Genomic DNA, 24,088 nt, shown 5'->3' with positions numbered 1-24,088 from the left:
CCTGTGGGCAGAATCATTGCGGTTGCAAACCAAAAAGGCGGCGTGGGTAAAACCACCACGGCGGTGAATTTAGCTGCATCCATGGCTGCCACGCGTCGAAAGGTATTATTAATTGATTTAGATCCGCAAGGTAACGCGACCATGGGCAGCGGCGTTGATAAATACGACGTTGAGAACACTGCTTATGAGCTATTGGTTGAGCAAAAACCGATTGAAGAAGTCATTATTCGCGAAACCAGTGGTAAATATCATCTTGTTGCTGCAAACGGTGATACCACCGCAGCAGATATAAAACTGATGGAAGAATTCGCGCGTGAGCAACGTCTGGCAACAGCATTAAAGCCAGTTGTTGATCAGTACGACTTTATTTTCATAGACTGTCCGCCTTCGCTAAGTATGTTAACGGTTAATGCGATGGCTGCAGCAGACTCCGTATTGGTACCCATGCAATGTGAATACTTTGCATTGGAAGGGCTTACTGCGCTTATGGATACAATTGAACGGCTTGCGGACGCAGTAAACCCGCGCTTAGCAATCGAAGGCATACTGAGAACAATGTATGATCCGCGCAATCGCCTGGCGAATGATGTTTCCGAACAATTAAAAAATCATTTTGGCGAAAAAGTATACCGTACAGTCATTCCACGTAACGTGCGCTTAGCTGAAGCGCCTAGCTTTGGTTCGCCAGCCATGTATTATGATAAATCATCTTCTGGCGCGAAAGCTTATCTAGCTCTTGCTGGTGAATTAATCCGCCGTGCTGAACAACTAAAAAAAGCCGAAGCAGCGGCTGAAGCTTAAGGAAAAACGCTTTATGTCTGCCAAAAAACGAGGACTTGGACGCGGTTTAGACGCGTTACTGACTACGAGCAAAACAGCTCGCGATAAAGAACAGCATGACGACACACCAGCCGTTGATTACACGAAGGGTGAGCTGCAAAAGCTGCCTATTGAGTGGTTGCAGCCGGGTAAATATCAGCCTCGTAAAGACATGACAGCTGAAGCTTTAGAAGATTTAGCCGCATCAATAAAAGCTCAGGGTATTATTCAACCTATTGTTGTGCGCGAAGTTGGCCACGAAAAATACGAAATTATTGCCGGTGAACGCCGTTGGCGAGCATCGCAAATGGCTCGTTTAAGCGAAGTTCCTTGCTTAATAAAGCAAGTACCTGATGAAGCAGCGGTTGCCATAGCGTTAATCGAGAACATACAACGCGAAGACTTAAACGCAATGGAAGAAGCGACAGCCTTGCAGCGGTTGCTTACGGAGTTTCAACTAACCCACCAAGAAGTAGCTGATGCGGTAGGTAAATCACGCGCAACAGTTACTAACTTGCTGCGCTTAAATAATTTACAACCAGAAACGAAAACTTTGTTAGAACGCGGTGACATAGAGCTTGGTCACGCCAAATTATTGCTTGCCCTAGAAGGTGAACCTCAAGCTGAGATTGCGCGGCAGATCGCGGCCAAAGGCATGACCGTGCGTGAAGCTGAAAAACTTGTGCGTTTAGCCTTAGAACCTTCCAAAGAAAAACCTGAAAAACCGCAGCCTGATGCAGATATTCAGCGGCTTGAAACCCGTTTAAGCGAACGCCTTGGCGCAGCCGTTGCAATCAATCACGGTCGCAAAGGAAAAGGTAAAGTTGTCATCAATTACAGCAGTTTAGACGAGCTCGATGGCATTCTTACCCACTTCCAGCTAGAGCAGGACAGCTAACCATCCCAATTTGTTTGCAATTAAACGCCAAATCTTTATACTATCGCGGGCTTTTAACCGAGGTTTTTAGCCTGTGAATAAAACGCTAACAGCAAATGGAAAACAACTCGCAGCGAAGTTAATTCGCGCGCAGGCAGGCGCCATATTTTTATTGGCATGCGTGTTCTCGTTGGTACAACCTATTGCTGGATATACATATTTTTGGGGTGTTGTTGGCGGCGGAATGGCCGTGATGATTCCAACAGCACTTTTTGCGTGGCGCGCCTTTGCACAAGGTGGTGCCCGTGCGGCGAAACAAATCGTCAGTAACTTTTTTGCTGGTGAAGCTCTGAAAATAAGCTTCGCTGTGGCCTTGCTCATTGGCCTGTTGGTGTTCACAACGCTCCCGCATAGCGCGGTTGTTAGCGGTTACATCACAGCCTTGTTTGTGCAATGGCTAGCACCAATTTTATTTTTAAAATCAACTTAAAATTGTGGGAAACAACATGGCTGCAGAAGAGTTAACGCTCCAAGGTCATATCCAGCACCACTTAACCAACGCCAAGATGTGCTCTACCGAAAATGGTATCGCCTTCAATAAAGCGTGTAGTGAAGCAGGGTTCTGGACATGGCACATTGACACACTGGCTTGGTCGATCGGACTTGGCATCCTGTTTTTAATGATCTTCCGCTCCGCGGCGAAAAAAGCAGATACCGGTGTACCGGGTAAATTCCAATGCTTTATCGAAATGATCATCGAGCTCGTTGCAAGCAACGTGCGCGACACCTTCCATGGCAAAAGCAAACTTATTGCTCCACTGGCACTGACCATCTTCGTTTGGGTATTCCTGATGAACTTGATGGACTTAGTACCGGTTGACTTCTTACCTGCATTTGCAGGCTGGGCAGGCGCAACCTTCTTCGGTATGGATTCACACGATGTGTACATGAAGATAGTGCCAACCACAGACGTAAACATGACTGCTGCATTAGCGCTGGGCGTGTTCTTACTGATGATTGGTTATTCTATTCGTATTAAAGGTGTGGTTGGATTCATCAAAGAATTGACCCTGCACCCATTTAGCGCGAACAACAAGCTTGTTCAGGTTCTCCTGATACCGTTTAACTTGTTACTCGAAACTATCGCCTTGGTTGCGAAGCCATTTTCACTGGCGCTGCGTTTGTTCGGTAACTTGTACGCCGGTGAAATGATTTTCATCCTAATTGGCGCAATTGGCTTGATGCAGTTACCACTGCACTTTGTGTGGGCGGTATTCCACATACTGGTTATTGTGCTGCAAGCGTTCGTATTCATGATGCTGACCATTGTTTACTTAAGCATGGCCAGCTCAGAAAGCCATTAATTTTTGTTTTAGTTTGTTTTTTAATTTTTACTTTTTAACTCTTAACATTTATTGGAGAAAACAATGGAACTAGCATTAGGTCTTAAATATATCGCTGTAGCTTTGTTGATCGGTTTCGGTGCAATCGGTACTGGTCTTGGCTTCGGTAACATGGGTGGTAAATTCTTGGAAGCGTGTGCACGTCAGCCAGAATTAGCACCTTCACTGCAAGTTAAAATGTTCATCCTGGCAGGTCTGATCGATGCGGTAGCAATGATCGGTGTTGGTATCGCCATGTTCTTATTGTTCGCTGCTTAATAAGTCATTCAACTTTCGAACAATAGAACTTATAGGAGGGGGGGTTAATGAATTTAAACATGACCCTGATCGGAGAATTAATCGCGTTCATCGTCTTCGTACTATTTTGTATGAAGTTCGTATGGCCTCCGCTTAATAATGCGATTGAAGCTCGTCAGAAGAAAATTGCTGATGGTCTTGCAGCCGGCGAACGTGCCGAAAAAGATCTCGAGCTTGCTCAGGCAAAGATTGCTGACGAACTTAAAGATGCGAAAGCGCAAGCTGCTGAAATCATTGCTCAAGCGAAGAAACGCGCTGAGCAAACGGTTGAAGAAGGCAAACAACGTGGCGAAGCCGAGCGCGAAGCAGTTATTGCTGCCGGTCACGCTGAAGTTGAAGCTGAACGTAATCGCCTACGCGAAGAATTGCGCAAGCAAGTAGCTGTATTAGCTGTTGCTGGTGCAAGCAAAATCATCGAGCGTGAAATTGATAAAGACGCTCACAGTGACATTGTTGAAAAACTCGTCGCTGAACTCTAACCAAAGGGGTTTGTGCAAATGTCAGAATTGACTACGGTTGCTCGCCCCTATGCAAAAGCAGCATTTGATTTTGCAGTAGAGAACGGCGCTATCGAAAAATGGCACGAAATGTTGGCATTCGCGACCGCGGTTGCGAATGATGCAACAATGGCTACGTTTTTGAGCAGCGCCGAAACGCTAGACAAGAAAGTTGAAGTTTTCATCAACGTTTGTGGCGAACAATTGGACGAAAAAGTTCAGAATTTTGTTCGTCTGATGGCCGAAAATGGCCGTTTGAAAGCTTTATCTGCTGTGGTAGCGCTGTTCGCTGAACTGCGCGCCGACTACGACAAAGAAATTGCTGTTGATGTTACTTCAGCAGTGAAATTGACGAAGAAACAGCAAGACAATCTAGCGAAAACGTTAGAAAAACGTTTTTCACGCAAAGTTAAGCTGAATTGCACTGTCGATGCAGCGATTGTTAGCGGCTTATATATAAAAGCTGGTGACACGGTAATCGACGGCACGGTGCGCGGTAAGTTAGATCGACTTGCACACGCACTGCAATCCTAATTGGGGACTTGAGCATGCAACTGAATTCAAATGAAATCGCAGAGCTGATCAAAAAACGAATTGAACAGTTCGAAGTGGTCAGTGAAGCTCGTAATGAAGGTACTATCGTTTCTGTAATCGACGGTATCATTCGTATCCATGGCCTTGCTGATTGTATGCAAGGTGAGATGGTTGAACTTCCTGGCAATCGTTATGCAATCGCCTTGAACCTTGAACGCGACACCGTTGGTGCCGTTGTAATGGGTCCATACGCTGATTTGCAAGAAGGCGTAAAAGTTAAGTCTACTGGCCGTATCTTAGAAGTTCCGGTTGGTCGTGCCTTATTAGGCCGCGTGGTAAACACCTTGGGTGAGCCAATTGACGGTAAAGGTCCGATTGATGCAGACGGCTTTGAGCCAGTTGAAAAAATCGCACCGGGTGTTATTGAGCGTCAATCAGTCGACCAACCTGTTCAAACAGGTTACAAGTCAATTGATGCCATGATTCCAGTTGGTCGTGGTCAGCGTGAGCTGATCATCGGTGACCGTCAAACCGGTAAAACCGCTTTGGCAGTTGACGCCATCATCAACCAGAAAAACTCTGGTATTAAGTGTGTGTATGTTGCGATTGGTCAGAAAGCTTCGACCATCTCATCTGTAGTACGCAAACTTGAAGAGCATGGCGCACTGGAAAACACCATTGTTGTTGCAGCATCAGCTTCTGAATCTGCAGCACTACAATACTTGGCAGCCTATTCAGGTTGTACCATGGGTGAATACTTCCGTGACCGCGGTGAAGACGCATTGATCGTATATGATGACTTGTCGAAGCAAGCTGTTGCTTATCGTCAAATCTCATTGTTGCTGCGTCGTCCACCAGGTCGTGAAGCTTACCCAGGTGACGTTTTCTACCTTCACTCCCGTTTGCTTGAGCGTGCAGCACGTGTAAATGCTGACTACGTTGAGAAATTCACCAACGGTGAAGTTAAAGGTAAAACCGGTTCATTAACAGCGTTGCCAATTATCGAAACCCAAGCGGGTGACGTATCAGCGTTCGTACCTACCAACGTGATTTCAATCACCGATGGTCAGATATTCTTAGAAACTGACTTGTTCAACGCCGGTATCCGCCCTGCAGTAAACGCAGGTGTGTCGGTATCGCGTGTAGGTGGTGCAGCACAAACCAAGATCATTAAGAAACTTGGTGGTGGTATCCGTTTGGCATTGGCACAGTATCGTGAATTGGCAGCATTCGCTCAGTTCGCTTCTGACTTAGATGAAGCAACGCGCGCGCAGCTAGAGCACGGACAACGTGTTACCGAACTGATGAAACAGAACCAATATATGCCTATGAGCGTGGCCGATATGGCCGTATCTATCTTCTCTGCGGAAAAGGGTTACCTGAAAGATGTAGAGCAAGATAAAATCCTCGACTTCGAAGGTGCATTAATTGCATACATGCGTAGCGAGCACGCTGAACTGATGGCGGATATTGACAAAACTGGCAACTATAACGACGACATCGACGCTAAGCTGCATGAAGGCCTGAAAACCTTCAAGAAAACGCAGTCTTGGTAAGCGGAGCGTGGCTGCACAAATGTGTGGCCACAAGTCGTTGAGTTAACAGGAGAATATCATGGCCGGCGGTAAAGAGATAAAAACCAAGATCGGGAGTATTAATAATACTCAGAAGATCACTAGTGCAATGGAGATGGTTGCTGCGTCCAAAATGAAAAAGGCGCAGGAACGTATGGCTTCAAGCCGTCCGTATGCGGACAGCATTCGCAAGGTGATCGGCCATGTTGCCCATGCCAACTTAGAATATCAGCATCCGTATCTTGAAGAACGGGTACTGAAGCGAGTTGGCTACATTGTAATTTCAACCGACCGTGGTTTGTGCGGCGGCTTGAACACCAACGAATTTAAAGCGGTGGTTAAGCATGCTCAAGCAAATAAAGATAACGGTGTTGACGTTGATTTTGCAGCAATAGGCAGCAAGGCTACGGGTTTCTTTAAACGCTTTGGAGGCCGTTTACTGGCGCAAAAATCAGGCATTGGTGATAAGCCAAGCGTGAATGATGTGCTCGGGACTGTACAGGTTATGTTGGATGCCTTTGATGAAGGTAAACTCGACCGCTTGTATGTGGTGTACAACAAATTTGTGAACACCATGCGGCAGGAGCCAACGATAGCGCAATTGCTACCGTTGCCAAAAGCTGAGTCTCGTGATGAAGTTCAATCAGGCAGCTGGGACTATCTGTATGAACCGAATCCACAGCCAATTTTAGAATTGCTGATTCGTCGCTATGTTGAAGCGACAGTGTATCAGGGCGTAGTGGACAACATCGCTAGTGAACAGGCAGCGCGGATGGTGGCGATGAAAGCCGCTACCGACAACGCCGAAGACCTCATCGATCAACTGCAATTGGTGTACAACAAAGCACGCCAAGCAGCGATTACGCAGGAAATTTCGGAAATTGTATCGGGCGCCGAAGCTGTTTAAGGCGAAGCTTGCAAGAATTTTAGAGTTAGAGGAAATGTCATGAGTCAAGGTAAGGTCGTGCAAATAATTGGCGCGGTTGTGGATATAGAATTTCCACAAACCAGCGTGCCAAAGGTATACGACGCGCTGCAGGTGACCGACGGTGACCTCAAGGGTCTGACCCTGGAAGTTCAGCAGCAGTTAGGCGGTGGTATTGTGCGTGGTATCGCACTGGGTACTACCGACGGTCTGCGTCGTGGAATTATGGTAGAAAACACCGGTGAGCCAATCATGGTACCCGTGGGTAAACAAACCCTGGGTCGTATCATGAACGTATTGGGCGAACCAATTGATGAAGCGGGCGACATTGGTGAAGACGAACGTATGTCTATTCACCGTGCTGCACCTTCGTACGAAGAACAGTCAAACGCAACTGAACTGTTAGAGACTGGCATCAAGGTAATCGACTTGATTTGTCCGTTCGCTAAGGGTGGTAAAGTTGGTCTGTTCGGTGGTGCGGGTGTAGGTAAAACCGTAAACATGATGGAGCTTATCCGTAACATCGCAATCGAGCACAGCGGCTACTCAGTATTCGCCGGTGTTGGTGAGCGTACACGTGAAGGTAACGACTTCTATCATGAAATGAAAGATTCAAACGTACTCGACAAAGTTGCACTGGTTTATGGCCAGATGAACGAGCCTCCTGGTAACCGTTTGCGCGTAGCGTTAACCGGTTTGACCATGGCAGAGAAGTTCCGTGACGAAGGTCGTGACGTATTGTTCTTCGTAGATAACATCTACCGTTATACCCTAGCCGGTACCGAAGTATCAGCATTGTTGGGTCGTATGCCATCTGCAGTAGGTTATCAGCCTACACTTGCAGAAGAGATGGGTGTACTGCAAGAACGTATTACGTCAACCAAAACTGGCTCAATCACGTCAATCCAAGCGGTATACGTACCTGCGGATGACTTGACTGACCCGTCACCAGCAACCACGTTCGCTCACTTAGACGCGACCGTTGTATTGTCACGTGACATCGCGTCATTGGGTATCTACCCTGCGGTTGACCCGTTGGATTCAACATCACGTCAGTTGGACCCACAGGTTATCGGCAAAGAGCATTATGACACTGCGCGTGGCGTACAGTCAGTATTGCAACGTTACAAAGAGCTGAAAGACATCATCGCAATCTTGGGTATGGACGAATTGTCTGAAGAAGACAAAATGACCGTATCACGTGCGCGTAAAATTCAGCGTTTCCTGTCACAGCCATTCTTCGTAGCCGAAGTATTCACAGGCTCACCAGGTAAATACGTATCGTTGAAAGATACTATCGCTGGCTTTAAAGGCATCTTAAGCGGTGACTACGACGACCTACCAGAACAAGCGTTCTACATGGTTGGTAGCATCGAAGAAGCAGCTGAAAAAGCTAAAAAAATGTAATAAACCGGGAGGTTTAAATGGCAGCTAAAACTGTACAGCTTGACGTGGTCAGCGCCGAAGAACGTTTGTTCTCTGGTGCGGTTGAGACCTTGCAAGTGACCGGTAGCGAAGGTGAGCTGGGTATTTTCCCAGGTCACGCCCCGTTATTAACGACGTTGAAGCCTGGTATGGTTCGCATCGTGAAAGATGGCGGCGCTGAAGAAATCATCTACGTTGCTGGTGGTGTGCTAGAAGTGCAGCCGCATAACGTCTCGGTCCTTGCTGACACAGCGGTTCGTGGTGATGAGCTGGATGAACAGAAAGCTCTGGAAGCCAAGAAACATGCTGAAGATGCAATTGCAGATCAAAGTTCTGACTTAAGCTACGCAGAAGCGGCAGCAGAACTGGCTCGAGCGATGGCTCAGCTGCAGATTATTCGCAAAATACGCAAATAATCAGCACGCCAGCATTAAGAAATCGAAAAGACCCGTAAATCTCGGTTTGCGGGTCTTTTTTTCGCCTGTTAATTTGTTGTAAACAGCTTTAAAATACGGGATTCACTTTTAACCAGAAACGGAAGGATTCATGTCTCTGAGTGTAGTAGTTCTTGCTGCGGGTAAAGGTACACGAATGCGTTCGGCGTTGCCGAAAGTGCTGCACCCTGTTGCTCACAAGCCAATGGTTCAGCACGTTATCGACACTGCGCGCGCGTTGTCGCCTGATCAGGTGCACGTTATCTATGGCCACGGTGCAGACGCGCTGCTTGAGCGCTTGGCTGACCAAGCACTTAACTTTGTTGAGCAAGCACAGCAGTTGGGTACCGGACATGCCGTACAGCAAGTGATTCCTCATTTAGCCGACCATGAAACCGTATTGATCTTGTATGGTGATGTGCCGTTAACTCGGGTTGAAACCCTGCAGAGCTTACTTAAGGCTGCTGAACAAACAGATTTAGCATTGCTGACAGTAACCTTGCCTGATCCTACAGGTTACGGGCGCATTGTGCGCGACCTAAGTGGTGCAGTAACAGGCATTGTTGAGCAAAAAGACGCGACTACCAAGCAATTGGAAATTACCGAAGTAAACACCGGCATGATGGCCGTGAATGGCGCTGCATTAAAGCGGTGGCTTGCCAAGTTGTCGAACAATAACGCGCAAGGTGAATATTATTTAACAGATATCGTCGCCATGGCAGCCCAAGAAGGTGTACAAATAGCCACGGCGCAGCCGCAAGCGATTAGCGAAGTTGAAGGCGCGAATAACCGCGTTCAACTGGCCGGCTTAGAGCGTGCTTACCAAGCGCGGCAAGCCGAACAGTTGATGCTTGATGGTGCAACCTTAATGGACCCGGCGCGTGTAGATGTGCGTGGTGAAGTTATTATCGCCAACGACGTTGTGGTTGATGTAAATGTAATATTTGAAGGCCGTGTGGAACTTGGTGAAGGCGTTGTTATCGAAAGTAACTGCGTATTGCGAAACTGCAAAATTGGCGCAGGTTCGCGGGTTAAAGCGAACTCGATTATCGAATCGGCTGTATTGGCTGAGAATTGTGCGGTTGGCCCGTTTGCACGGTTACGCCCAGGAGCCGATTTAGCCGAAGGCGTACAAGTGGGTAACTTCGTTGAAATTAAGAAAACCCGCATGGGCAAAGGCTCAAAAGCCAGCCATTTAACCTATTTAGGCGACGCACAAATTGGCGCTGGGGTTAACGTGGGCGCAGGTACAATTACCTGTAACTATGACGGCGTGAATAAATTTGTGACCGAAATTGATGACGGTGCATTTATTGGTTCAAATAGCTCCTTGGTTGCGCCAGTTCGCATTGGCAAGAACGCGACCGTGGGTGCCGGTTCAACGGTCACCAAAAACGTTGAAGACGAAGAGCTCGCCGTTGCGCGTGGCAAACAACGGAATATTAGTACCTGGCAACGGCCAGTGAAAAAGGATAAATAATATGTGTGGAATAGTTGGCGCAACGTCAGAGCGCCGTATTAGCGAAATTCTCATTGAAGGCCTTAAACGCCTTGAATACCGCGGTTATGACTCAGCGGGCTTAGCGGTGCTTACCGATGAAGGCGTGATTGAAAGTGTGCGCCGCACCGGCAAAGTACAAGCCTTAAAAGATGCTGTTGGTGAGCACCCACTATCAGGTACAACAGGTATCGCACATACGCGCTGGGCAACCCACGGCGGCGTGACCGAAGCCAACGCGCACCCACATATTTCAGAAGACTGCATTGCGGTTGTTCACAATGGCATTATCGAGAACCACGAAAAACTGCGCGAGCACCTTAAAGGGCTTGGTTACACCTTCAGTTCAGACACCGACACGGAAGTAATTTGCCATTTGGTGCACCATGAACGCAAAACCCATGATGACTTATTTGAAGCCGTGCAAGCTGCTGTTCGCCAATTAGAAGGCGCCTACGGCACGGTGGTAATGGACTGTCGCGAACCAGGCCGCTTGGTTGTTGCGCGCTCAGGCAGCCCGCTGGTTATTGGCTTGGGTATTGGTGAGAACTTTGTTGCCTCGGACCAATTGGCTTTGTTACCGGTTACCCGCAAGTTCATGTACCTCGAAGAAGGTGACATGGCCGACATTAACCGTACCCAAGTAAAAATCTTTGACGCCAAGGGCCAACGCGTAGAGCGCGATGTGCATGAGTCAGACGGTAATTACGATGCGGGTGGCAAAGGTGAGTACCGTCACTTCATGTTGAAAGAAATACATGAACAACCAAGTGCCGTGCGTAATGCACTTGAAGGCCGGATTGTTGATGGTCATGTGGCGGATGACGTGTTTGGTAATGGCTCGCTTGATTTACTCAAAGACATTGAACACGTGCAAATTGTCGCCTGCGGTACGTCGTATCACGCCGGTATGGTTGCACGCTATTGGCTTGAATCAATGGCTGGCGTGTCGTGTAACGTTGAGATTGCGTCGGAATTCCGTTATCGCCAATCGCACGTGCACCCGAATAGTCTGTTGGTTACCATTTCGCAGTCTGGTGAAACCGCTGACACCCTCGCCGCCTTAAGATTGTCAAAAGAGCTGGGTTACAAAGGCAGCTTAACCATTTGTAACGTCGCCACATCATCGATGGTACGTGAGTCTGACTTAGCTTATATGACCCGCGCCGGCACTGAAATTGGCGTGGCATCCACAAAAGCATTTACTACCCAGTTGGTTGGCTTGCTGATGTTAACGTTAGCCATTGGTCAATTCCGTGGCATGTCAGCCGCGCAACAAGAGTTGGTAATTAAGTCACTGAAAACTTTGCCAGCCAAACTTGAAGAAGCCTTGCTGTTAAGTGATGCCATTGAAGCCTTAGCACCAGAATTTGCGGATAAATTCCATAGCTTATTCTTAGGCCGCGGCACTCAGTATCCGATAGCAATGGAAGGCGCGCTGAAGCTGAAAGAAATTTCGTACATTCACGCCGAAGCCTATGCAGCGGGCGAACTGAAACATGGCCCGTTGGCACTGATTGACGCCGATATGCCGGTTATCGTTGTTGCCCCGAACGATGAGCTGTTAGAAAAGCTCAAATCCAACGTTGAAGAAGTACGCGCACGTGGCGGTATTATGTACGTGTTTGCTGATAAAGACGCGCACTTCAAAGGCGATGACAGCATGCGTGTGATTAACGTCACCCATTGTGACGAATTGATTGCACCAATTGTGTACACCATTCCGTTGCAGCTTCTCTCGTACTTCGTCGCCATAATCAAAGGCACCGACGTAGATCAGCCGCGCAACTTGGCAAAATCCGTTACCGTTGAATAATGATAAAAGGGCTCTTCGGAGCCCTTTTGGCATGCTTTAAAGGTATTGAAAGAACCATCAAAACGATTATTTGAAGCGTCACTTTTCAAGAGCTTTGTATCGGCAGTAGCAAACCAAATGTCATGAGCTAACGCTTTAAATAGATTGACCTTATCTTTCTAAAAACACACCAAAGAGCCCCGCTAAGCAATGTGTAGATGGGCGGCCAAATTAAAAAAACAACCCCTTTAAGGCCGTCTGAATCGCTCGTGTTGGCCATCCAGTTAAAATAAAGAAGGGATAGAATTAAGGTTGCGATCATAGGCAACCAAACTTTTCGTTTAATAAAGACTAGTGTTATGAGCGCTACGACTGATATATGGATTATCACCAATAACAAGATTTTTCTCCATGGTAAGGGCTTAGATTCCCGGACACCTTGTACGAAAAAAATGTAACCATGACCGTAAGAGGTAAATCATGGGTCATGGTATCCACCATTCAGCCAATGTACGCCTTCACCTTACCGTTTAGTCACAGTTCAATTTCCCGGCCGGTTTCAAGAGAGTACTTTTTGGTGACTCCGTTGTTGGTAACAACCGCGACATTATCTTTCACCGTAACGGCCGAACCGCCTTTATTCTTTACCCGAAAAACTTCATTGCCGCTACCATCAATGATTGCTACATCACCCTTGTCACTTTTGACGATCAGGTATTGTTTGTCTTGTGAGGCTGATAATGAGTTTACTGAAATGTAAGGGGTGGGCTCGTAAGTCCAAGCAACATTTTCGCCTTTAAAAGCTACAAGGTTTCTGTCGACGTTGATGGCCAGCAGGTTATCTCCAAAGCTTATTGCTTGATAAAGAGGCGCTTCAGAAAATGCGTAGTTTGTTGCATGCGAGAAATTGTGCCCTGAGTATTTTGTAATAGACTTTCGCGATGACATATCGGGTGAAGGCGAGCTGAATACAAGTTCGGTTCCGTCTTTTGAGACGGAGACAATGCTCCGTTTGACCAAGTTGCTCGAGAAACTCCGTGAGCTTATTTTCGTTAGGTTCTCATCATAACTGGAGACAATTGCTTCCCTTTGGTCATCGCTGATAATAAAGAAGCCGCCCTTACTATTAAAGGTGCCGAAATCAATAACATTTTTGAATGACTTAATGATTCCGCGCGCGTCTAAAACTGCAAGACTGCCATCGCCATCAAATCCATTTTTCTTTAAACTGCCAACCAAAGAGCGATTTAAATTATTGAATGTTTCTACGTTGGTCGGTTGCCATGGTAGGTCGGCGTGGTTTAATACGTGCTGCTGAGCGAGCGCAACAGAACTTAAAAAAGCTAAAGAAATGACGCTTAGTTTTAGATAGTTCATAATTTTCATCCTTTTTTATAGGGGGCTCGCTTCCGGCGACTGCCTTTCAGTATGAAAGTTTCTTCTTATTTCACAAGCCCTTTTAGGTTGTAATCATGGCAAAACCTCGCAAAAAACCGCCGTTACGCACCGTACAAGTTAGTTGCAGCAAATGCCGCGCGGCACTCTATAAGTATCGAAAGGGCGGTAAAGGCGCGTTGGTGAAATGCTTTGTGGAGCGGATTGTGGAAGACCATACACAAGAAGTAGGCGTGTGCCCAGAGTGCGGTCAGCAGTTTGCTCGTGAAACGATGATACGCGGTGCGCCCGCCTATAAAATGATAGGCGGGAAAGTTTTAATGAAATAAGTCGGCATGGGTAAAGCTGTCACTAAAAGCCAAACACCAATGGGAATATTGCCACCACAATCACTGCCCACATGACATACACGGGAATAAACCCTGTTTGCCAACGCTCCAATGCAGCAAAGCCACTGCGGTTGCGCACAAAATTAACGTAATGCCAGGCATAACCACTTAAGCTCACCAATAAAATTAGGTTCTCACCCAGCGCAGCAACGCGGTTAGGGGTAACACCGAGTTCGAAAATGCGCCCGGAAATGGCTCCCAACGCTAACAGATCAACACACAAGGCGGCGCTTACCAGCAGCAGTTGCAGGCAATCAAATAAGCTCGGCGCTTTGCCGGGATCACGCGAAGACACGGCATACAGCACTAAACCTAGAACCAACACCAGCATTAAGTCGAGCCCAATGAGCACGTCGCGCTGCACATCAAAACCACGCCCTGTCATTAGCATCACTACTAAAAATGCTAACAGCAACAGGGTAAATAGCGGCGTAAAAATGCGTGCCAATACGGGTGCCATATTCTCAATTGCGCCCTGCTTGGCTTCAACCAGCCAGCCTACAATCACAACGGCCCCCATAGCGCCGCAAGGTATAATCCACTGCTGAGCAAACCACGCGAGGTCGAGGCCAATGAATGAGAACATACCGACGGTAAAAGCAGTTAAAATGCCACCGCCCAGCGCAATGAGCACAAAATAAATGGCGTACTCACCGGAAAAACGAATAAAGTCCATACGGCGCGCGTCGGTGCGCCACCAGTTGCCGGTGTACATAACGCCAACTAAAAACCACAGTGCCATAGGTATATGCATAACCGCTAAGGTGCTGGTTGCCGACTCAGCCTGCCATGGCAGTGCATTCATAATAATAAACGCCCCAGCGGAAACGCCGATTACCGTTAGCCATCCTGCGGTGCCGAGATCGCGCTTTATCACCCAGTAAGCGGCTAAAAATGGCAAGCAAAACAGGCTAATGGTTCGAGCAAAAAACCATTCGTGGGTTTCAGGGGTTACCCCAAAGAGTGTAGGTAGTTGGAAAGCCAGAGCGGCGGCAAATGCCAACCAGAAGGCCGGAATAAAGTCGCCCACCCAGCCCTTATTGTCAGTGGTGAAGACTAAGTTTTGCCAGAGTCGGCCTGAGTGCACTTCGGCATATTGACTGGAAACCGCTTGCAGGTTGCCGATACGTTTGGTGGCTACCATAAAGGCTTCGTCGCTGTGTAAGCCAGACTGCATCAGCGCATCAATTTGATCACGCAAATGACTTTCCAGCTCATCGGCATCATCCGCATGAATTGCAGCGTGGCGTAATACATAAGCGCGCCATTGCCCTATGCTTGTTTCAATATCGAAGGTTGTGTCAGACCGGTTGATAGCCATCATCGCTGCTCCGTTTCATGTCGCGCCAGATTTGATTTAAAGCGTCGTTAATAACTTGCCATTGCTGCTGTTGTTCACCCAACACGTTCAAGCCTTCTTTTGTAATCGCGTAATACTTGCGTTTGCGACCAGACTCACCAATGCGCCACCGCGACGTTAAATAATGTTGGTGCTCTAATCGGTGCAGCAACGGGTACATCATGCCGTCAGTCCAGTTCAGGGCGCCTTTAGAGAGTTCTTCAACCCGCTTCACAATTTCATACCCGTAGGTTTCGCCTTCAGCTATCACGCCCAACACAAGCGGTGTTGACGAAGCTGCCATTAAGTCTTTAGAGAGATGCACACGCAAATTCCTATACCTAGAACCATTAGGTATATAATTTATACCTAGTACTATTAGGTATGCAAGCGAATTTATTTCGGTATGCTTGTCACTACGTTGTTTTATAGAAAAGGACATAACGTGATTAAGAATATTGCTGAGTGGGTGTTGCGTATCGCGCTGGGATTAATTGTTGCGCTGATCATATTGTCACCTGGCCTCGGTATTGGCTATTTAGGCGCATGGTTAATTGATTGGCTTATTGTAGATATCAATTTTGACAGTTGGATAACGCACACAGTAATTGTTTTTGTTGCGCTGGTCGTTTTTGTCATGTTGCTGAACACCAAAGAAGGTGGAGAGATGTTGTGGACGTCAGTTACTGGTAAACGATAAGTTACCTGCTATGTTTAATAACAACTTGTTTCACAAGAAAAAAGGATAGCAACATGAACTTTCTATGGTTTCTACTGGTAGGTCTTATTGCAGGCTGGTTGGCAGGTTCTCTGGTTAAGGGCGGCGGTTTTGGCTTATTGGGCAATATTGTTATCGGTGTTATTGGCGCGTTAATTGGCGGCTTCTTGTTTAACCTACTTGGGGTTTCAAGTGGCGGCGGTCTTATTTGGAGCATTGTTGTCGCAACCATAGGTGCCGTGGTGCTCTTAGTTTTGGTGCGAGCCATCAAAAAAGCTTAGATTGTAAGCCGCACGGCGCGATACCGTGCGGCTGTCATCCAAATTATTTAGCTGTATCGTTTTCCTCAATTTTGTCCTGCGTTTTTAGCTCAAAATCACTGGCATCATGCCGTTCGTGCAATTGCTTGTTCAGGTCGCCCCAGGTTTTATTCACAATACGGCCGCGCTGTACCGCCGGGCGCTTGGCAATTTGTTCTGCCCAGCGTAGTACATTTTTATAGGTGTGCGCCTCAATAAACTCGGCAGCTTCGTACACTTGATTCGTCACCAGCGCACCATACCAAGGCCAAATCGCGATGTCGGCAATGGTGTACTCATCACCTGCAATGTAGTCATGCTCGGCCAACTGCCGATCAAGTACGTCCAATTGGCGCTTAATTTCCATGGTGTAGCGGTTGATCGGGTATTCGAATTTTTCAGGTGCATAGGCATAAAAATGTCCAAAACCACCACCAAGTAGCGGGGCACTACCCATTTGCCAGAATAACCAGTTCAAGGTTTCTGTGCGCTTTGCAGGGCTCTTCGGTATAAAGGCACCAAATTTATCCGCAAGGTAGAGCAGAATTGCGCCCGACTCAAACACACGCGTGCTGGGCTCGGTGCTAGTATCGAGTAACGCCGGAATTTTCGAATTTGGGTTGACTGCGACAAAGCCACTGCTGAACTGATCGCCTTCTAAGATGTTGATCAAATGCGCGTCATATTCGGCGTCTTGAAAGCCTTGCTCAAGTAGTTCTTCGAGCAGCACGGTAACTTTCACGCCATTGGGCGTAGCCAATGAATACAGCTGCAATGGATGTTTGCCAACGGGCAGCGCTTTGTCATGGGTTGCACCGGCGACGGGTCGGTTAATTGAAGCAAATTTGCCGCCACTTTCTTGATCCCACTGCCAAACTTTAGGGGGCGTATACGAATCAGACATCAGGTACTCCTTCAATGAAATGGCTCAAAACTCATGGGCACAGTGTAACTGATTATGCATAAAAAAGCGGCGCTAGTTAGCGCCGCTGTATAGGAACAAATAGATCTGTTACTGCTGTACTTCAATATCATTTTCAACAGATTTAACACCCTCAACACCGCGTGCTAACTGCGCGGCTAAATCAGCTTCTTCGCTGGTTGTTACCACGCCACTGAGTACGACATGACCATCAATGGTTTCAACATTGATGGCACTGGCACTGATCTGATCCGCTTCAAACAAGGCGGTTTTGACACGTGCAGTAATTGCACTGTCACTAAGAAAGTCACCCGTGCGTTCTGCTGCGTCACGGGTAAAGTCTGCAGCATCACTTGCCGCTTGTTTGGTGGCTTCGGTCGCTTGCTCCAACGACGACTGAGCCTTGTCACGCGTATCATCTTGCTCTTGTTGCGAGCAAGCGGTGAGCGATACGGCTGCGAATGATGCAAGAACTAACGTTGTGATTGTTTTCATGTAAAACCTCCTGTTTTATAAGTTGTTGCCTCTAAACATAGTAAAGCGGCAAAAAATATCGAGGTGGTTTACAAAGCTTTTGCGCTTTACACTAAGACTATCTGACCCGTTTAAGTAAAAGGAAAAGCAACATGCGCACATTAGGGAATGTTTTGTGGTTTATTTTGGGCGGTGCGATTATGGGGCTAGGCTGGTGGTTAGCCGGTGTTCTCGCCTTTATTACCATTGTGGGCATTCCTTGGGGGCGCTCTTGCTTTGTGATTGGCTTGTTCTCATTTTTTCCATTTGGCCAAGAAGCCATTAGTCGCGAAGAACTTACCCAAAAGGGCGATCTAGGCACCGGCGGGTTTGGCTGCTTGGGCAATGTACTGTGGTTTGTTTTTCTCGGTTGGTGGCTTGCTCTTGGCCACTTAGTGTCGGCCATCGCACTATTTATTACTATTATTGGCATTCCATTCGGCATTCAGCATCTAAAACTTGCCGGTGTGGCGTTGTCACCGGTTGGTAAAACCATCGTCAGTAAAGAAGTTGCAGCAGCGGCACGCATGCACAATGCGACCGCGACGGTTTCTAAACTTAGAGAAAAATAACAGGCGACGCCAAGTAATCCGGTTGGTTCTTGCTACAATAAAGCAACGATTAAAAGTTGAGGAAATTTCAATGAAATGGATGATTTATGGTGCGAACGGCTACACTGGAACGTTGGTGGCGCAACATGCGAAACAACAAGGCTTACAACCCGTTCTTGCGGGACGCAATAGCGAGGCAATCCATAAACTTGCGGGGCAGCTTGAACTGCCCTCATGCATTGTTGATTTGAATGACTCAACCGCGCTACAGCGCGCGCTAGCAGACGTTGATATTGTTGTGCACTGCGCGGGGCCCTTCGAAGTTACTGCTGCACCAATGATAGAAGCCTGCTTGGCAAGCAAAACCCATTATGTCGATATCACTGGTGAATTGAGCGTGTTTGAGTATGCGCATGCCTGTCACGAACGGGCACAACAAGCCGGCGTGGTGCTCTGCCCTGGTGTTGGTTTTGACGTAATTCCAACCGATTGTGTTGCGGCCAAACTCAAGCAAGCATTGCCTGATGCAACCGAACTGACGTTAGGGTTTGATTCAGCCTCGCGCATGAGTCGCGGCACTGCAAAAACTAGTGTGCGTCGTCTTGGCGAAGGCGGCGCGGTGCGACGTGACGGTAACATCACGCCAGTACCATTGGCTTACCATACGCGCACCATAGATTTCGGTAATGGCGAAAAATTTGCCATGACGATTCCTTGGGGTGATGTATCTACGGCCTATTACACCACGGGTATTCCCAATATTGAGGTGTACATTCCTGCCTCACCGAACTTAGTCAAAAAGCTAAAACGATTGAATTGGTTTCGTTGGTTGTTGCGTTTTGAAACGGTTAAAAAATTCCTTGAGAAAAAAGTTGAGCAGCAACCAGCTGGGCCGAATGAAAAACAACTGGAGCAGGCGATTACCTATGTATGGGGTGAAGCCAAAAATGCGAAAGGCGTTACCGAGACGCTGCGAATTACAGTGATGAACGGTTACAAGCTAACCAGCCATGGCGCGGTAGATGTGGCGCAGTTTATTTTGAACCATAGTCCGGCCGGCGGCTTCTATACGCCAGCGAAGCTTTGCGGCGCTGATTTGGTGGAGAAGTATTATGTGGTGGCGTAGCATTGCACTTGTTTTCATTATTGCGACGGTTTCGCAAACAGCCTTTGCGCAGGACACCAGCAGTAAAGAACAATCACAAGAGGAACTTGACGCAGAAGCGTTTAAAAAGTCCGATCTTGTGGGGCGGTTTTGGGATTTAAACCAAGATCAAAAGCGCGGCATTTTTGATTTGCGCACCTTTCAACCCAACTTTATTTTGCCAGCGCACTACAGTTCAGACACCAATGAACAGCCGATGTCACCGTCTCGCGGGCCGAGTACTCCGTTAGAGAGCTACCAACCTACCGAAGTGAAACTGCAACTTTCGCTGCGCACTAAAATATTTGAAAACCTGATGTTTGGCGGTGATGTTTGGGTAGCCTATTCACAAACCTCACTGTGGCAAGCGTGGAACTCTGACGACTCGTCACCGTTTCGCAGCACCGATTATAGACCGGAAGTGTTTTATATTTTGCCCTGGCAAGACGAGTGGGATTTTATTCCTGGTAATGCACGAATACGTTTTGCGAAGGCTGGTTTTGCCCATGAGTCAAACGGCCAACGTAAGCCGGATTCACGCAGCTGGAACTATGTGTATCTTGGCGGTGCGGTTGAATGGGGGCCGGTGGTATGGGAGTCGACCTGGAAGCAGCGCGTTAATGAAACCGGCGATAATGACGATAATCCGGATTTAATTCGTTTTCGCGGCAATTTTGAAAACACCCTGTCGTGGCGAAATTCGTTAAGTACCTATAGCCTCACGCGCATCACACGTGAACTGTCATGGAGCAGAGGCTCATGGCGGCTTGATTTTACGCACCCATTTAATTCCAACAAGCCAGACGGCCTACGTTTTTATATTCAGATATTTTCCGGCTACGGTGAAACCTTGCTGGATTACAATCATCGCCAGAACCGAATCGGTATTGGATTTTTGCTGTTAAACATCTAGTCTAAATCTAAGGGTTTAGGATGGAAGGTGTTATGAAGCGGACATCAAAATGGCTGTTGCGCAGCGGCGTGGTGTTAATTGCGGGCTGGTTCGCATGGTCTTATTTTTCGCAGCTTTCGAATGAAACGCCTTCTCACATCGCCAGTGGGAATGGTCGTATTGAAGCTGTTGAAATTAATATTGCTGCCAAAACGGCTGGTCGTGTAGCCACGATTGATGTTCGCGAGGGGCAGTTTGTGCAGCAAGGCCAGCGATTAGCGGTGATGGATACTGCATCGTTGCAAGCACAATTACATCAAGCCCAAGCCCAGTATCGGCAGGCTCAAAGTGCCGTAGCATCAGCCCAAAGCCAAGTTACTTTGCGCGAATCTGAAAAGTCGGCGGCGCAAGCCGTTCTTGTGCAGCGAGAAGCAGAGCTTGAGTTGGCTGAGTCACGTTACCAACGTACCGAACAACTGGCCCAGCAAGGTTCTGTTTCGCAGCAAGATCTCGACAGTGCCCGAGCCGCCTTGGTGGGAGCCAAGGCTGCGATTGCCGCAACCCAAGCCCAATTGGCAGCAGCGGATGCTGCTATTGCGGCAGCGGAAACAAATGTGGCGGGCGCCGAGTCTTCGGTTGAAGCTGCGGCAGCGACTATTGAGCGACTGCAGGTAGAGTTGAACGACAGTGAGTTGACTGCACCACGCGATGGGCGCATTCAGTTTATCGTAGCTCGGCCTGGCGAAATCGTAAGCGCAGGCGGCCGACTATTAAACATGCTCGACTTAAAAGACGTTTACATGACGTTCTTCTTACCAACTGCGGTTGTTGGTCAGTTGGCCATGGGCAGTGAGGTTCGCATTGTACTTGATGCGGCACCGAACTACGTTGTTCCTGCACGCATTTCGTTTATTGCTGATGAAGCACAATTTACCCCTAAAACAGTTGAGACTGCGCTGAAGCGAGAAAAATTAATGTTTCGGGTTCGGGCTCAAATTGCTCCCGAATTACTCGCGCAGTACATCGAACGGGTGAAAACAGGCCTACCTGGCGTAGCCTACGTTCGCACTGACTCGACCCAACCATGGCCTGAGCATTTGCGGCTTGCGGGCGAGTAGGTATGAGAGCCCCCGCCGTCATTCGTGCGACAGATGTTTACCACCAGTATGGCAACACACGGGCACTTGAAAATATAAGCCTAATTATTCCGCCCGCCGCGACGGTTGGATTTATTGGCCCAGATGGTGTAGGTAAATCAACGCTTTTATCGTTGCTTGCTGGGGCTCGTGAGCTTCAGCAAGGGCGTATTGAGGTGTTAGGCGAATCGCTTGCATCGCGGCCTTCCCGCGAACGGCTATACTCGCGTATCGCTTATTTGCCGGAGGGACTTGGGAAGAATCTCTATCGTTCACTGTCTGTATACGAAAACATCGACTTCTTTGCAGGGTTATTTGGTCTTGTAGGTTTGCAGCGCGAACAGCGTATTGAGGCGCTACTTCAAGCAACCGGTCTGGCCCCTTTTAAGCATCGCCCAGCCGGTAAACTCTCCGGCGGCATGAAGCAGAAACTTGGCTTATGCTGCGCGTTGATCCATGACCCAGATCTTCTCATTCTTGATGAACCAACCACCGGCATTGACCCATTGTCGCGACGTCAATTTTGGCAATTGATAGATGCAATTCGCGCACTGCAGCCACAATTAAGCTTGCTCGTTGCAACCGCATCAATGGATGAAGCTGAGTCGTTTGATTGGCTGGTGGCAATGCACGCCGGGCGCATTCTTAGCCAATCAACGCCGGCTGATCTTCTGGCACAAACGCAAGCGCAATCACTGGAGCAAGCGTTCGTAAGGCTGCTGCCCGAAACAGCTGATTATGAGCCCTTTAAAATCGTTCCCCGCGGTGATGAACAAAGCCAGGCTATTGCGATAGAAGCCCGCAACTTAACCATGAAGTTTGGTGATTTTACAGCGGTAAAAGACGTTAATTTGCGGGTTCAGAAAGGCGAGATTTTTGGCTTTCTCGGCTCCAACGGCTGCGGTAAAACCACGACCATGAAGATGTTAACTGGGTTGCTCACAGCAACTTCAGGGGAAGCAAAGCTCTTCGGCTCACCGGCTGAACACAGTTCAGTAGCGACTCGAAAGCGCGTCGGTTACATGACCCAACAGTTTTCGTTGTTTAACGAATTGACGGTACGCCAGAACTTAGCACTGCATGCGCGCCTCTTTGGATTACATACAAATGCGATTGAGCCACGGATTGCGATCATGGCTGAACAGTTTGAGTTAACGCGAGTACTTGACGAGTTACCCGCCGGGTTGCCGCTAGGCGAGCGGCAGCGTTTAAGTTTAGCGGTTGCCATGATTCATCAACCTGAGTTGCTCATACTTGACGAGCCAACGTCAGGTGTCGACCCGATTGCTCGTGATAAGTTCTGGCGCATTATGATGCAGCTAGCCCGCGAACAGCAGGTCACAATTTTTATCTCAACGCATTTTATGAACGAAGCCGAACGCTGTGATCGTATTTCCTTGATGCATGCGGGCGAAATCTTGGTGACGGATACCCCCAATGCCATTATTGCGAGTCAACAGGTTGATACGCTTGACGAGGCTTTCGTGACCTACCTGCTACGCGCCGTAAACCAGAGCAAAACAACCCAAGTGCAGAACTCAGAAACGTGGTCATTTGCGGCACATACACCGGTTAAGCAATCCCGCCTATTTAGCATGCAACGTTTGTGGAGCTATCTAAAGCGTGAAAGTCTGGAGCTGCTACGCGACCCTATTCGCTTGGTTATGGCGACATTAGGTAGTGTTATTCTCATGGCTGTACTCGGGTATGGCATGAATATGGATATTGAAAAATTGTCTTTTGCGGTACTAGACCGAGACCAAACGTCAATCAGTCGGGATTATGTCGCTAGCTTATCCGGAAGCCGCTATTTTGAGGAACACGCGCCCCTTACTGATTACGCAATGCTTGACCAACGGATGCGCACGGGTGAATTGAGTCTGGCGATTGAGGTGCCTTCAGGGTTTGCACGCGATCTATATCGTGGCCAGCCTGTTGAAATTGGCGCATGGATTGATGGATCGCTGCCAATGCGCGGTGAAAGCGTACGCGGGTACGTGCAAGGTATCCATAACCATTGGGTACAACAGCAGGCCCACGCGCAAGGTTTAACCCCCTTGGCAGGGCTAGCTCACGTGCCCTTACGATTTCGTTATAACTCTGACGTGAAGAGCCTACCGGCGATGATGCCAGCGGTCATCCCGCTGTTGTTGCTTATGTTTCCAGCTATTCTTACGTCGCTTGCAGTGGTGCGAGAAAAAGAGCTCGGCTCAATACTTAATTTTTACGTGACACCAAGCACTAAGCTCGAATTTTTGATGGGCAAGCAAATACCTTATATCGTACTAGGCATGATTAACTTTGCCGTGTTGGTATTGCTTGCGGTTTATCTGTTTAACGTGCCAATTACCGGAAGCCTATTTGCGCTAACCTTTGCCACCTTTTTTTACGTCATTATTGCAACCACATTTGGTCTGATTATGTCGGCTTTTGTTCGTAGCCAAATTGCGGCTTTGTTTGGTACAACGCTGGCTACAATCCTTCCGGCAGCGCAATTTTCAGGCCTGATTACGCCTGTGCCGTCATTGGAGGGCGGTGCAAGATGGCTTGGCGAGATATTTCCGACAACGTACCACATTATTGTAACGCGCGGCGTTTTCTCAAAAGCACTTGGGTTGAATGACCTATGGCCAGCGCTTTGGCCGTTAATTGTCAGCGTACCCATACTTATGTTGATCGGCGTTTTATTGCTTCGTAAGCAGGAGCGATGAA

26 protein-coding genes are annotated in these 24,088 nt (G+C 48.1%); 21 read left to right on the top strand and 5 right to left on the bottom strand.

Annotation, left to right across the window (positions count from 1 at the left end):
* Positions 1–3: 3 nt before the first annotated feature.
* The 13 genes from ACN0UY_RS06900 (at position 4) to glmS (ending at position 12,099) form a co-directional block, all read left to right on the top strand.
* Positions 4–801, top strand: a complete 798-nt coding sequence (locus ACN0UY_RS06900) for a ParA family protein (protein WP_417665972.1) — start codon at positions 4–6, stop codon at positions 799–801.
* A 13-nt stretch (positions 802–814) separates the two neighbouring features.
* Positions 815–1,717: a ParB/RepB/Spo0J family partition protein gene (locus ACN0UY_RS06895; RefSeq protein WP_417665971.1), complete on the top strand. Its 903-nt coding sequence runs from the start codon at positions 815–817 to the stop codon at positions 1,715–1,717.
* Positions 1,718–1,790: 73 nt separating this feature from the next.
* A complete protein-coding gene (locus ACN0UY_RS06890; RefSeq protein ID WP_417665970.1) occupies positions 1,791–2,186 on the top strand; it encodes an ATP synthase subunit I in 396 nt (131 codons plus the stop codon).
* Positions 2,187–2,202: 16 nt separating this feature from the next.
* Positions 2,203–3,060 (top strand): F0F1 ATP synthase subunit A, encoded by an 858-nt coding sequence (gene atpB / locus ACN0UY_RS06885; protein ID WP_128352544.1) that lies wholly within the window; start codon positions 2,203–2,205, stop codon positions 3,058–3,060.
* A 63-nt stretch (positions 3,061–3,123) separates the two neighbouring features.
* The gene (atpE, locus tag ACN0UY_RS06880) at positions 3,124–3,357 is read left to right on the top strand and encodes a F0F1 ATP synthase subunit C (RefSeq protein WP_055439916.1); all 234 of its coding nucleotides are present in this window, start codon (positions 3,124–3,126) and stop codon (positions 3,355–3,357) included.
* Positions 3,358–3,404: 47 nt separating this feature from the next.
* Positions 3,405–3,875 carry a F0F1 ATP synthase subunit B gene (atpF, locus tag ACN0UY_RS06875; RefSeq protein ID WP_417665969.1) on the top strand — a complete coding sequence of 157 codons (471 nt, stop codon included), beginning with the start codon at positions 3,405–3,407 and terminating at the stop codon, positions 3,873–3,875.
* A gap of 18 nt (positions 3,876–3,893) precedes the next feature.
* Positions 3,894–4,427 carry a F0F1 ATP synthase subunit delta gene (gene atpH / locus ACN0UY_RS06870; RefSeq protein ID WP_417665968.1) on the top strand — a complete coding sequence of 178 codons (534 nt, stop codon included), beginning with the start codon at positions 3,894–3,896 and terminating at the stop codon, positions 4,425–4,427.
* A 14-nt stretch (positions 4,428–4,441) separates the two neighbouring features.
* The gene (gene atpA, locus ACN0UY_RS06865; RefSeq protein WP_417665967.1) at positions 4,442–5,983 is read left to right on the top strand and encodes a F0F1 ATP synthase subunit alpha; all 1,542 of its coding nucleotides are present in this window, start codon (positions 4,442–4,444) and stop codon (positions 5,981–5,983) included.
* Between the two features lie 58 nt (positions 5,984–6,041).
* Entirely contained in the window at positions 6,042–6,908 is an 867-nt protein-coding gene (atpG, locus tag ACN0UY_RS06860) for a F0F1 ATP synthase subunit gamma (RefSeq protein ID WP_128352548.1), read from the top strand.
* Between the two features lie 39 nt (positions 6,909–6,947).
* Positions 6,948–8,333 carry a F0F1 ATP synthase subunit beta gene (atpD, locus tag ACN0UY_RS06855; protein WP_417665966.1) on the top strand — a complete coding sequence of 462 codons (1,386 nt, stop codon included), beginning with the start codon at positions 6,948–6,950 and terminating at the stop codon, positions 8,331–8,333.
* A 17-nt stretch (positions 8,334–8,350) separates the two neighbouring features.
* On the top strand, positions 8,351–8,767 hold the full coding sequence (locus ACN0UY_RS06850; RefSeq protein WP_128352550.1) for a F0F1 ATP synthase subunit epsilon: 417 nt from the start codon (positions 8,351–8,353) through the stop codon (positions 8,765–8,767).
* Positions 8,768–8,897: 130 nt separating this feature from the next.
* Positions 8,898–10,265, top strand: coding sequence for a bifunctional UDP-N-acetylglucosamine diphosphorylase/glucosamine-1-phosphate N-acetyltransferase GlmU (gene glmU, locus ACN0UY_RS06845; RefSeq protein WP_417665965.1), 1,368 nt, complete (start codon positions 8,898–8,900; stop codon positions 10,263–10,265).
* A gap of 1 nt (position 10,266) precedes the next feature.
* Positions 10,267–12,099 (top strand): glutamine--fructose-6-phosphate transaminase (isomerizing), encoded by a 1,833-nt coding sequence (gene glmS / locus ACN0UY_RS06840; RefSeq protein ID WP_417665964.1) that lies wholly within the window; start codon positions 10,267–10,269, stop codon positions 12,097–12,099.
* A 513-nt stretch (positions 12,100–12,612) separates the two neighbouring features.
* Here glmS and ACN0UY_RS06835 read toward each other — a convergent pair.
* Positions 12,613–13,455, bottom strand: coding sequence for a hypothetical protein (locus tag ACN0UY_RS06835; protein ID WP_417665963.1), 843 nt, complete (start codon positions 13,453–13,455; stop codon positions 12,613–12,615).
* 95 nt (positions 13,456–13,550) lie between these two features.
* Between ACN0UY_RS06835 and ACN0UY_RS06830 the strand changes: the two genes are divergently transcribed.
* A complete protein-coding gene (locus ACN0UY_RS06830) occupies positions 13,551–13,802 on the top strand; it encodes a hypothetical protein (protein ID WP_128352553.1) in 252 nt (83 codons plus the stop codon).
* A gap of 22 nt (positions 13,803–13,824) precedes the next feature.
* On the opposite strand, the gene ACN0UY_RS06825 is transcribed toward ACN0UY_RS06830, so the two are convergent.
* Both ACN0UY_RS06825 and ACN0UY_RS06820 read right to left on the bottom strand, forming a co-directional pair.
* The gene (locus ACN0UY_RS06825; protein ID WP_417665962.1) at positions 13,825–15,186 is read right to left on the bottom strand and encodes a permease prefix domain 1-containing protein; all 1,362 of its coding nucleotides are present in this window, start codon (positions 15,184–15,186) and stop codon (positions 13,825–13,827) included.
* Complete coding sequence (locus tag ACN0UY_RS06820; protein ID WP_417665961.1) at positions 15,164–15,526, bottom strand: PadR family transcriptional regulator; 363 nt, start codon at positions 15,524–15,526, stop codon at positions 15,164–15,166. The genes ACN0UY_RS06825 and ACN0UY_RS06820 overlap by 23 nt, the downstream gene beginning before the upstream one ends.
* A gap of 120 nt (positions 15,527–15,646) precedes the next feature.
* On the opposite strand from ACN0UY_RS06820, the gene ACN0UY_RS06815 reads away from it, so the two are divergent.
* Entirely contained in the window at positions 15,647–15,901 is a 255-nt protein-coding gene (locus ACN0UY_RS06815; RefSeq protein ID WP_417665960.1) for a hypothetical protein, read from the top strand.
* Between the two features lie 53 nt (positions 15,902–15,954).
* Complete coding sequence (locus ACN0UY_RS06810; RefSeq protein ID WP_128352556.1) at positions 15,955–16,200, top strand: GlsB/YeaQ/YmgE family stress response membrane protein; 246 nt, start codon at positions 15,955–15,957, stop codon at positions 16,198–16,200.
* 43 nt (positions 16,201–16,243) lie between these two features.
* Here the strand turns inward: ACN0UY_RS06810 and yghU are convergent, their stop codons facing one another.
* Positions 16,244–17,122, bottom strand: coding sequence for a glutathione-dependent disulfide-bond oxidoreductase (yghU, locus tag ACN0UY_RS06805; RefSeq protein WP_417665959.1), 879 nt, complete (start codon positions 17,120–17,122; stop codon positions 16,244–16,246).
* A gap of 108 nt (positions 17,123–17,230) precedes the next feature.
* On the bottom strand, positions 17,231–17,635 hold the full coding sequence (locus ACN0UY_RS06800) for a BON domain-containing protein (protein WP_417665958.1): 405 nt from the start codon (positions 17,633–17,635) through the stop codon (positions 17,231–17,233).
* Between the two features lie 131 nt (positions 17,636–17,766).
* Here ACN0UY_RS06800 and ACN0UY_RS06795 point away from each other — a divergent pair, with 131 nt between their 5' ends.
* The 5 genes from ACN0UY_RS06795 (at position 17,767) to rbbA (ending at position 24,087) form a co-directional block, all read left to right on the top strand.
* Complete coding sequence (locus tag ACN0UY_RS06795) at positions 17,767–18,225, top strand: YccF domain-containing protein (RefSeq protein ID WP_417665957.1); 459 nt, start codon at positions 17,767–17,769, stop codon at positions 18,223–18,225.
* Between the two features lie 70 nt (positions 18,226–18,295).
* Complete coding sequence (locus ACN0UY_RS06790) at positions 18,296–19,330, top strand: saccharopine dehydrogenase family protein (RefSeq protein ID WP_417665956.1); 1,035 nt, start codon at positions 18,296–18,298, stop codon at positions 19,328–19,330.
* Entirely contained in the window at positions 19,317–20,261 is a 945-nt protein-coding gene (locus tag ACN0UY_RS06785; RefSeq protein ID WP_417665955.1) for a phospholipase A, read from the top strand. The genes ACN0UY_RS06790 and ACN0UY_RS06785 overlap by 14 nt, the downstream gene beginning before the upstream one ends.
* A gap of 32 nt (positions 20,262–20,293) precedes the next feature.
* Positions 20,294–21,358, top strand: coding sequence for an HlyD family secretion protein (locus ACN0UY_RS06780; protein ID WP_417665954.1), 1,065 nt, complete (start codon positions 20,294–20,296; stop codon positions 21,356–21,358).
* Positions 21,359–21,360: 2 nt separating this feature from the next.
* A complete protein-coding gene (gene rbbA, locus ACN0UY_RS06775; RefSeq protein ID WP_417665953.1) occupies positions 21,361–24,087 on the top strand; it encodes a ribosome-associated ATPase/putative transporter RbbA in 2,727 nt (908 codons plus the stop codon).
* The last annotated feature ends 1 nt before the right edge of the window (position 24,088 follow it).

This window comes from Pseudidiomarina sp. (genome assembly GCF_048268165.1).
In the GTDB taxonomy this organism is placed as follows: domain Bacteria; phylum Pseudomonadota; class Gammaproteobacteria; order Enterobacterales; family Alteromonadaceae; genus Pseudidiomarina.
This window is presented reverse-complemented; position numbering and strand designations above follow the sequence as displayed.

Bases quoted from the DNA above. Each gene is read 5' to 3' on its own strand.
- atpB (WP_128352544.1), top strand. From the start codon at position 2,203: ATGGCTGCAGAAGAGTTAACGCTCCAAGGTCATATCCAGCACCACTTA.
- atpA (WP_417665967.1), top strand. From the start codon at position 4,442: ATGCAACTGAATTCAAATGAAATCGCAGAGCTGATCAAAAAACGAATT.
- ACN0UY_RS06780 (WP_417665954.1), top strand. From the start codon at position 20,294: ATGAAGCGGACATCAAAATGGCTGTTGCGCAGCGGCGTGGTGTTAATT.
- atpF (WP_417665969.1), top strand. From the start codon at position 3,405: ATGAATTTAAACATGACCCTGATCGGAGAATTAATCGCGTTCATCGTC.
- atpG (WP_128352548.1), top strand. From the start codon at position 6,042: ATGGCCGGCGGTAAAGAGATAAAAACCAAGATCGGGAGTATTAATAAT.
- ACN0UY_RS06895 (WP_417665971.1), top strand. From the start codon at position 815: ATGTCTGCCAAAAAACGAGGACTTGGACGCGGTTTAGACGCGTTACTG.
- atpD (WP_417665966.1), top strand. From the start codon at position 6,948: ATGAGTCAAGGTAAGGTCGTGCAAATAATTGGCGCGGTTGTGGATATA.
- glmU (WP_417665965.1), top strand. From the start codon at position 8,898: ATGTCTCTGAGTGTAGTAGTTCTTGCTGCGGGTAAAGGTACACGAATG.
- ACN0UY_RS06790 (WP_417665956.1), top strand. From the start codon at position 18,296: ATGAAATGGATGATTTATGGTGCGAACGGCTACACTGGAACGTTGGTG.
- ACN0UY_RS06825 (WP_417665962.1), bottom strand. From the start codon at position 15,186: ATGATGGCTATCAACCGGTCTGACACAACCTTCGATATTGAAACAAGC.
- atpH (WP_417665968.1), top strand. From the start codon at position 3,894: ATGTCAGAATTGACTACGGTTGCTCGCCCCTATGCAAAAGCAGCATTT.
- yghU (WP_417665959.1), bottom strand. From the start codon at position 17,122: ATGTCTGATTCGTATACGCCCCCTAAAGTTTGGCAGTGGGATCAAGAA.
- ACN0UY_RS06795 (WP_417665957.1), top strand. From the start codon at position 17,767: ATGCGCACATTAGGGAATGTTTTGTGGTTTATTTTGGGCGGTGCGATT.
- ACN0UY_RS06830 (WP_128352553.1), top strand. From the start codon at position 13,551: ATGGCAAAACCTCGCAAAAAACCGCCGTTACGCACCGTACAAGTTAGT.
- ACN0UY_RS06810 (WP_128352556.1), top strand. From the start codon at position 15,955: ATGAACTTTCTATGGTTTCTACTGGTAGGTCTTATTGCAGGCTGGTTG.
- ACN0UY_RS06785 (WP_417665955.1), top strand. From the start codon at position 19,317: ATGTGGTGGCGTAGCATTGCACTTGTTTTCATTATTGCGACGGTTTCG.
- rbbA (WP_417665953.1), top strand. From the start codon at position 21,361: ATGAGAGCCCCCGCCGTCATTCGTGCGACAGATGTTTACCACCAGTAT.
- ACN0UY_RS06850 (WP_128352550.1), top strand. From the start codon at position 8,351: ATGGCAGCTAAAACTGTACAGCTTGACGTGGTCAGCGCCGAAGAACGT.
- ACN0UY_RS06835 (WP_417665963.1), bottom strand. From the start codon at position 13,455: ATGAACTATCTAAAACTAAGCGTCATTTCTTTAGCTTTTTTAAGTTCT.
- atpE (WP_055439916.1), top strand. From the start codon at position 3,124: ATGGAACTAGCATTAGGTCTTAAATATATCGCTGTAGCTTTGTTGATC.
- glmS (WP_417665964.1), top strand. From the start codon at position 10,267: ATGTGTGGAATAGTTGGCGCAACGTCAGAGCGCCGTATTAGCGAAATT.
- ACN0UY_RS06800 (WP_417665958.1), bottom strand. From the start codon at position 17,635: ATGAAAACAATCACAACGTTAGTTCTTGCATCATTCGCAGCCGTATCG.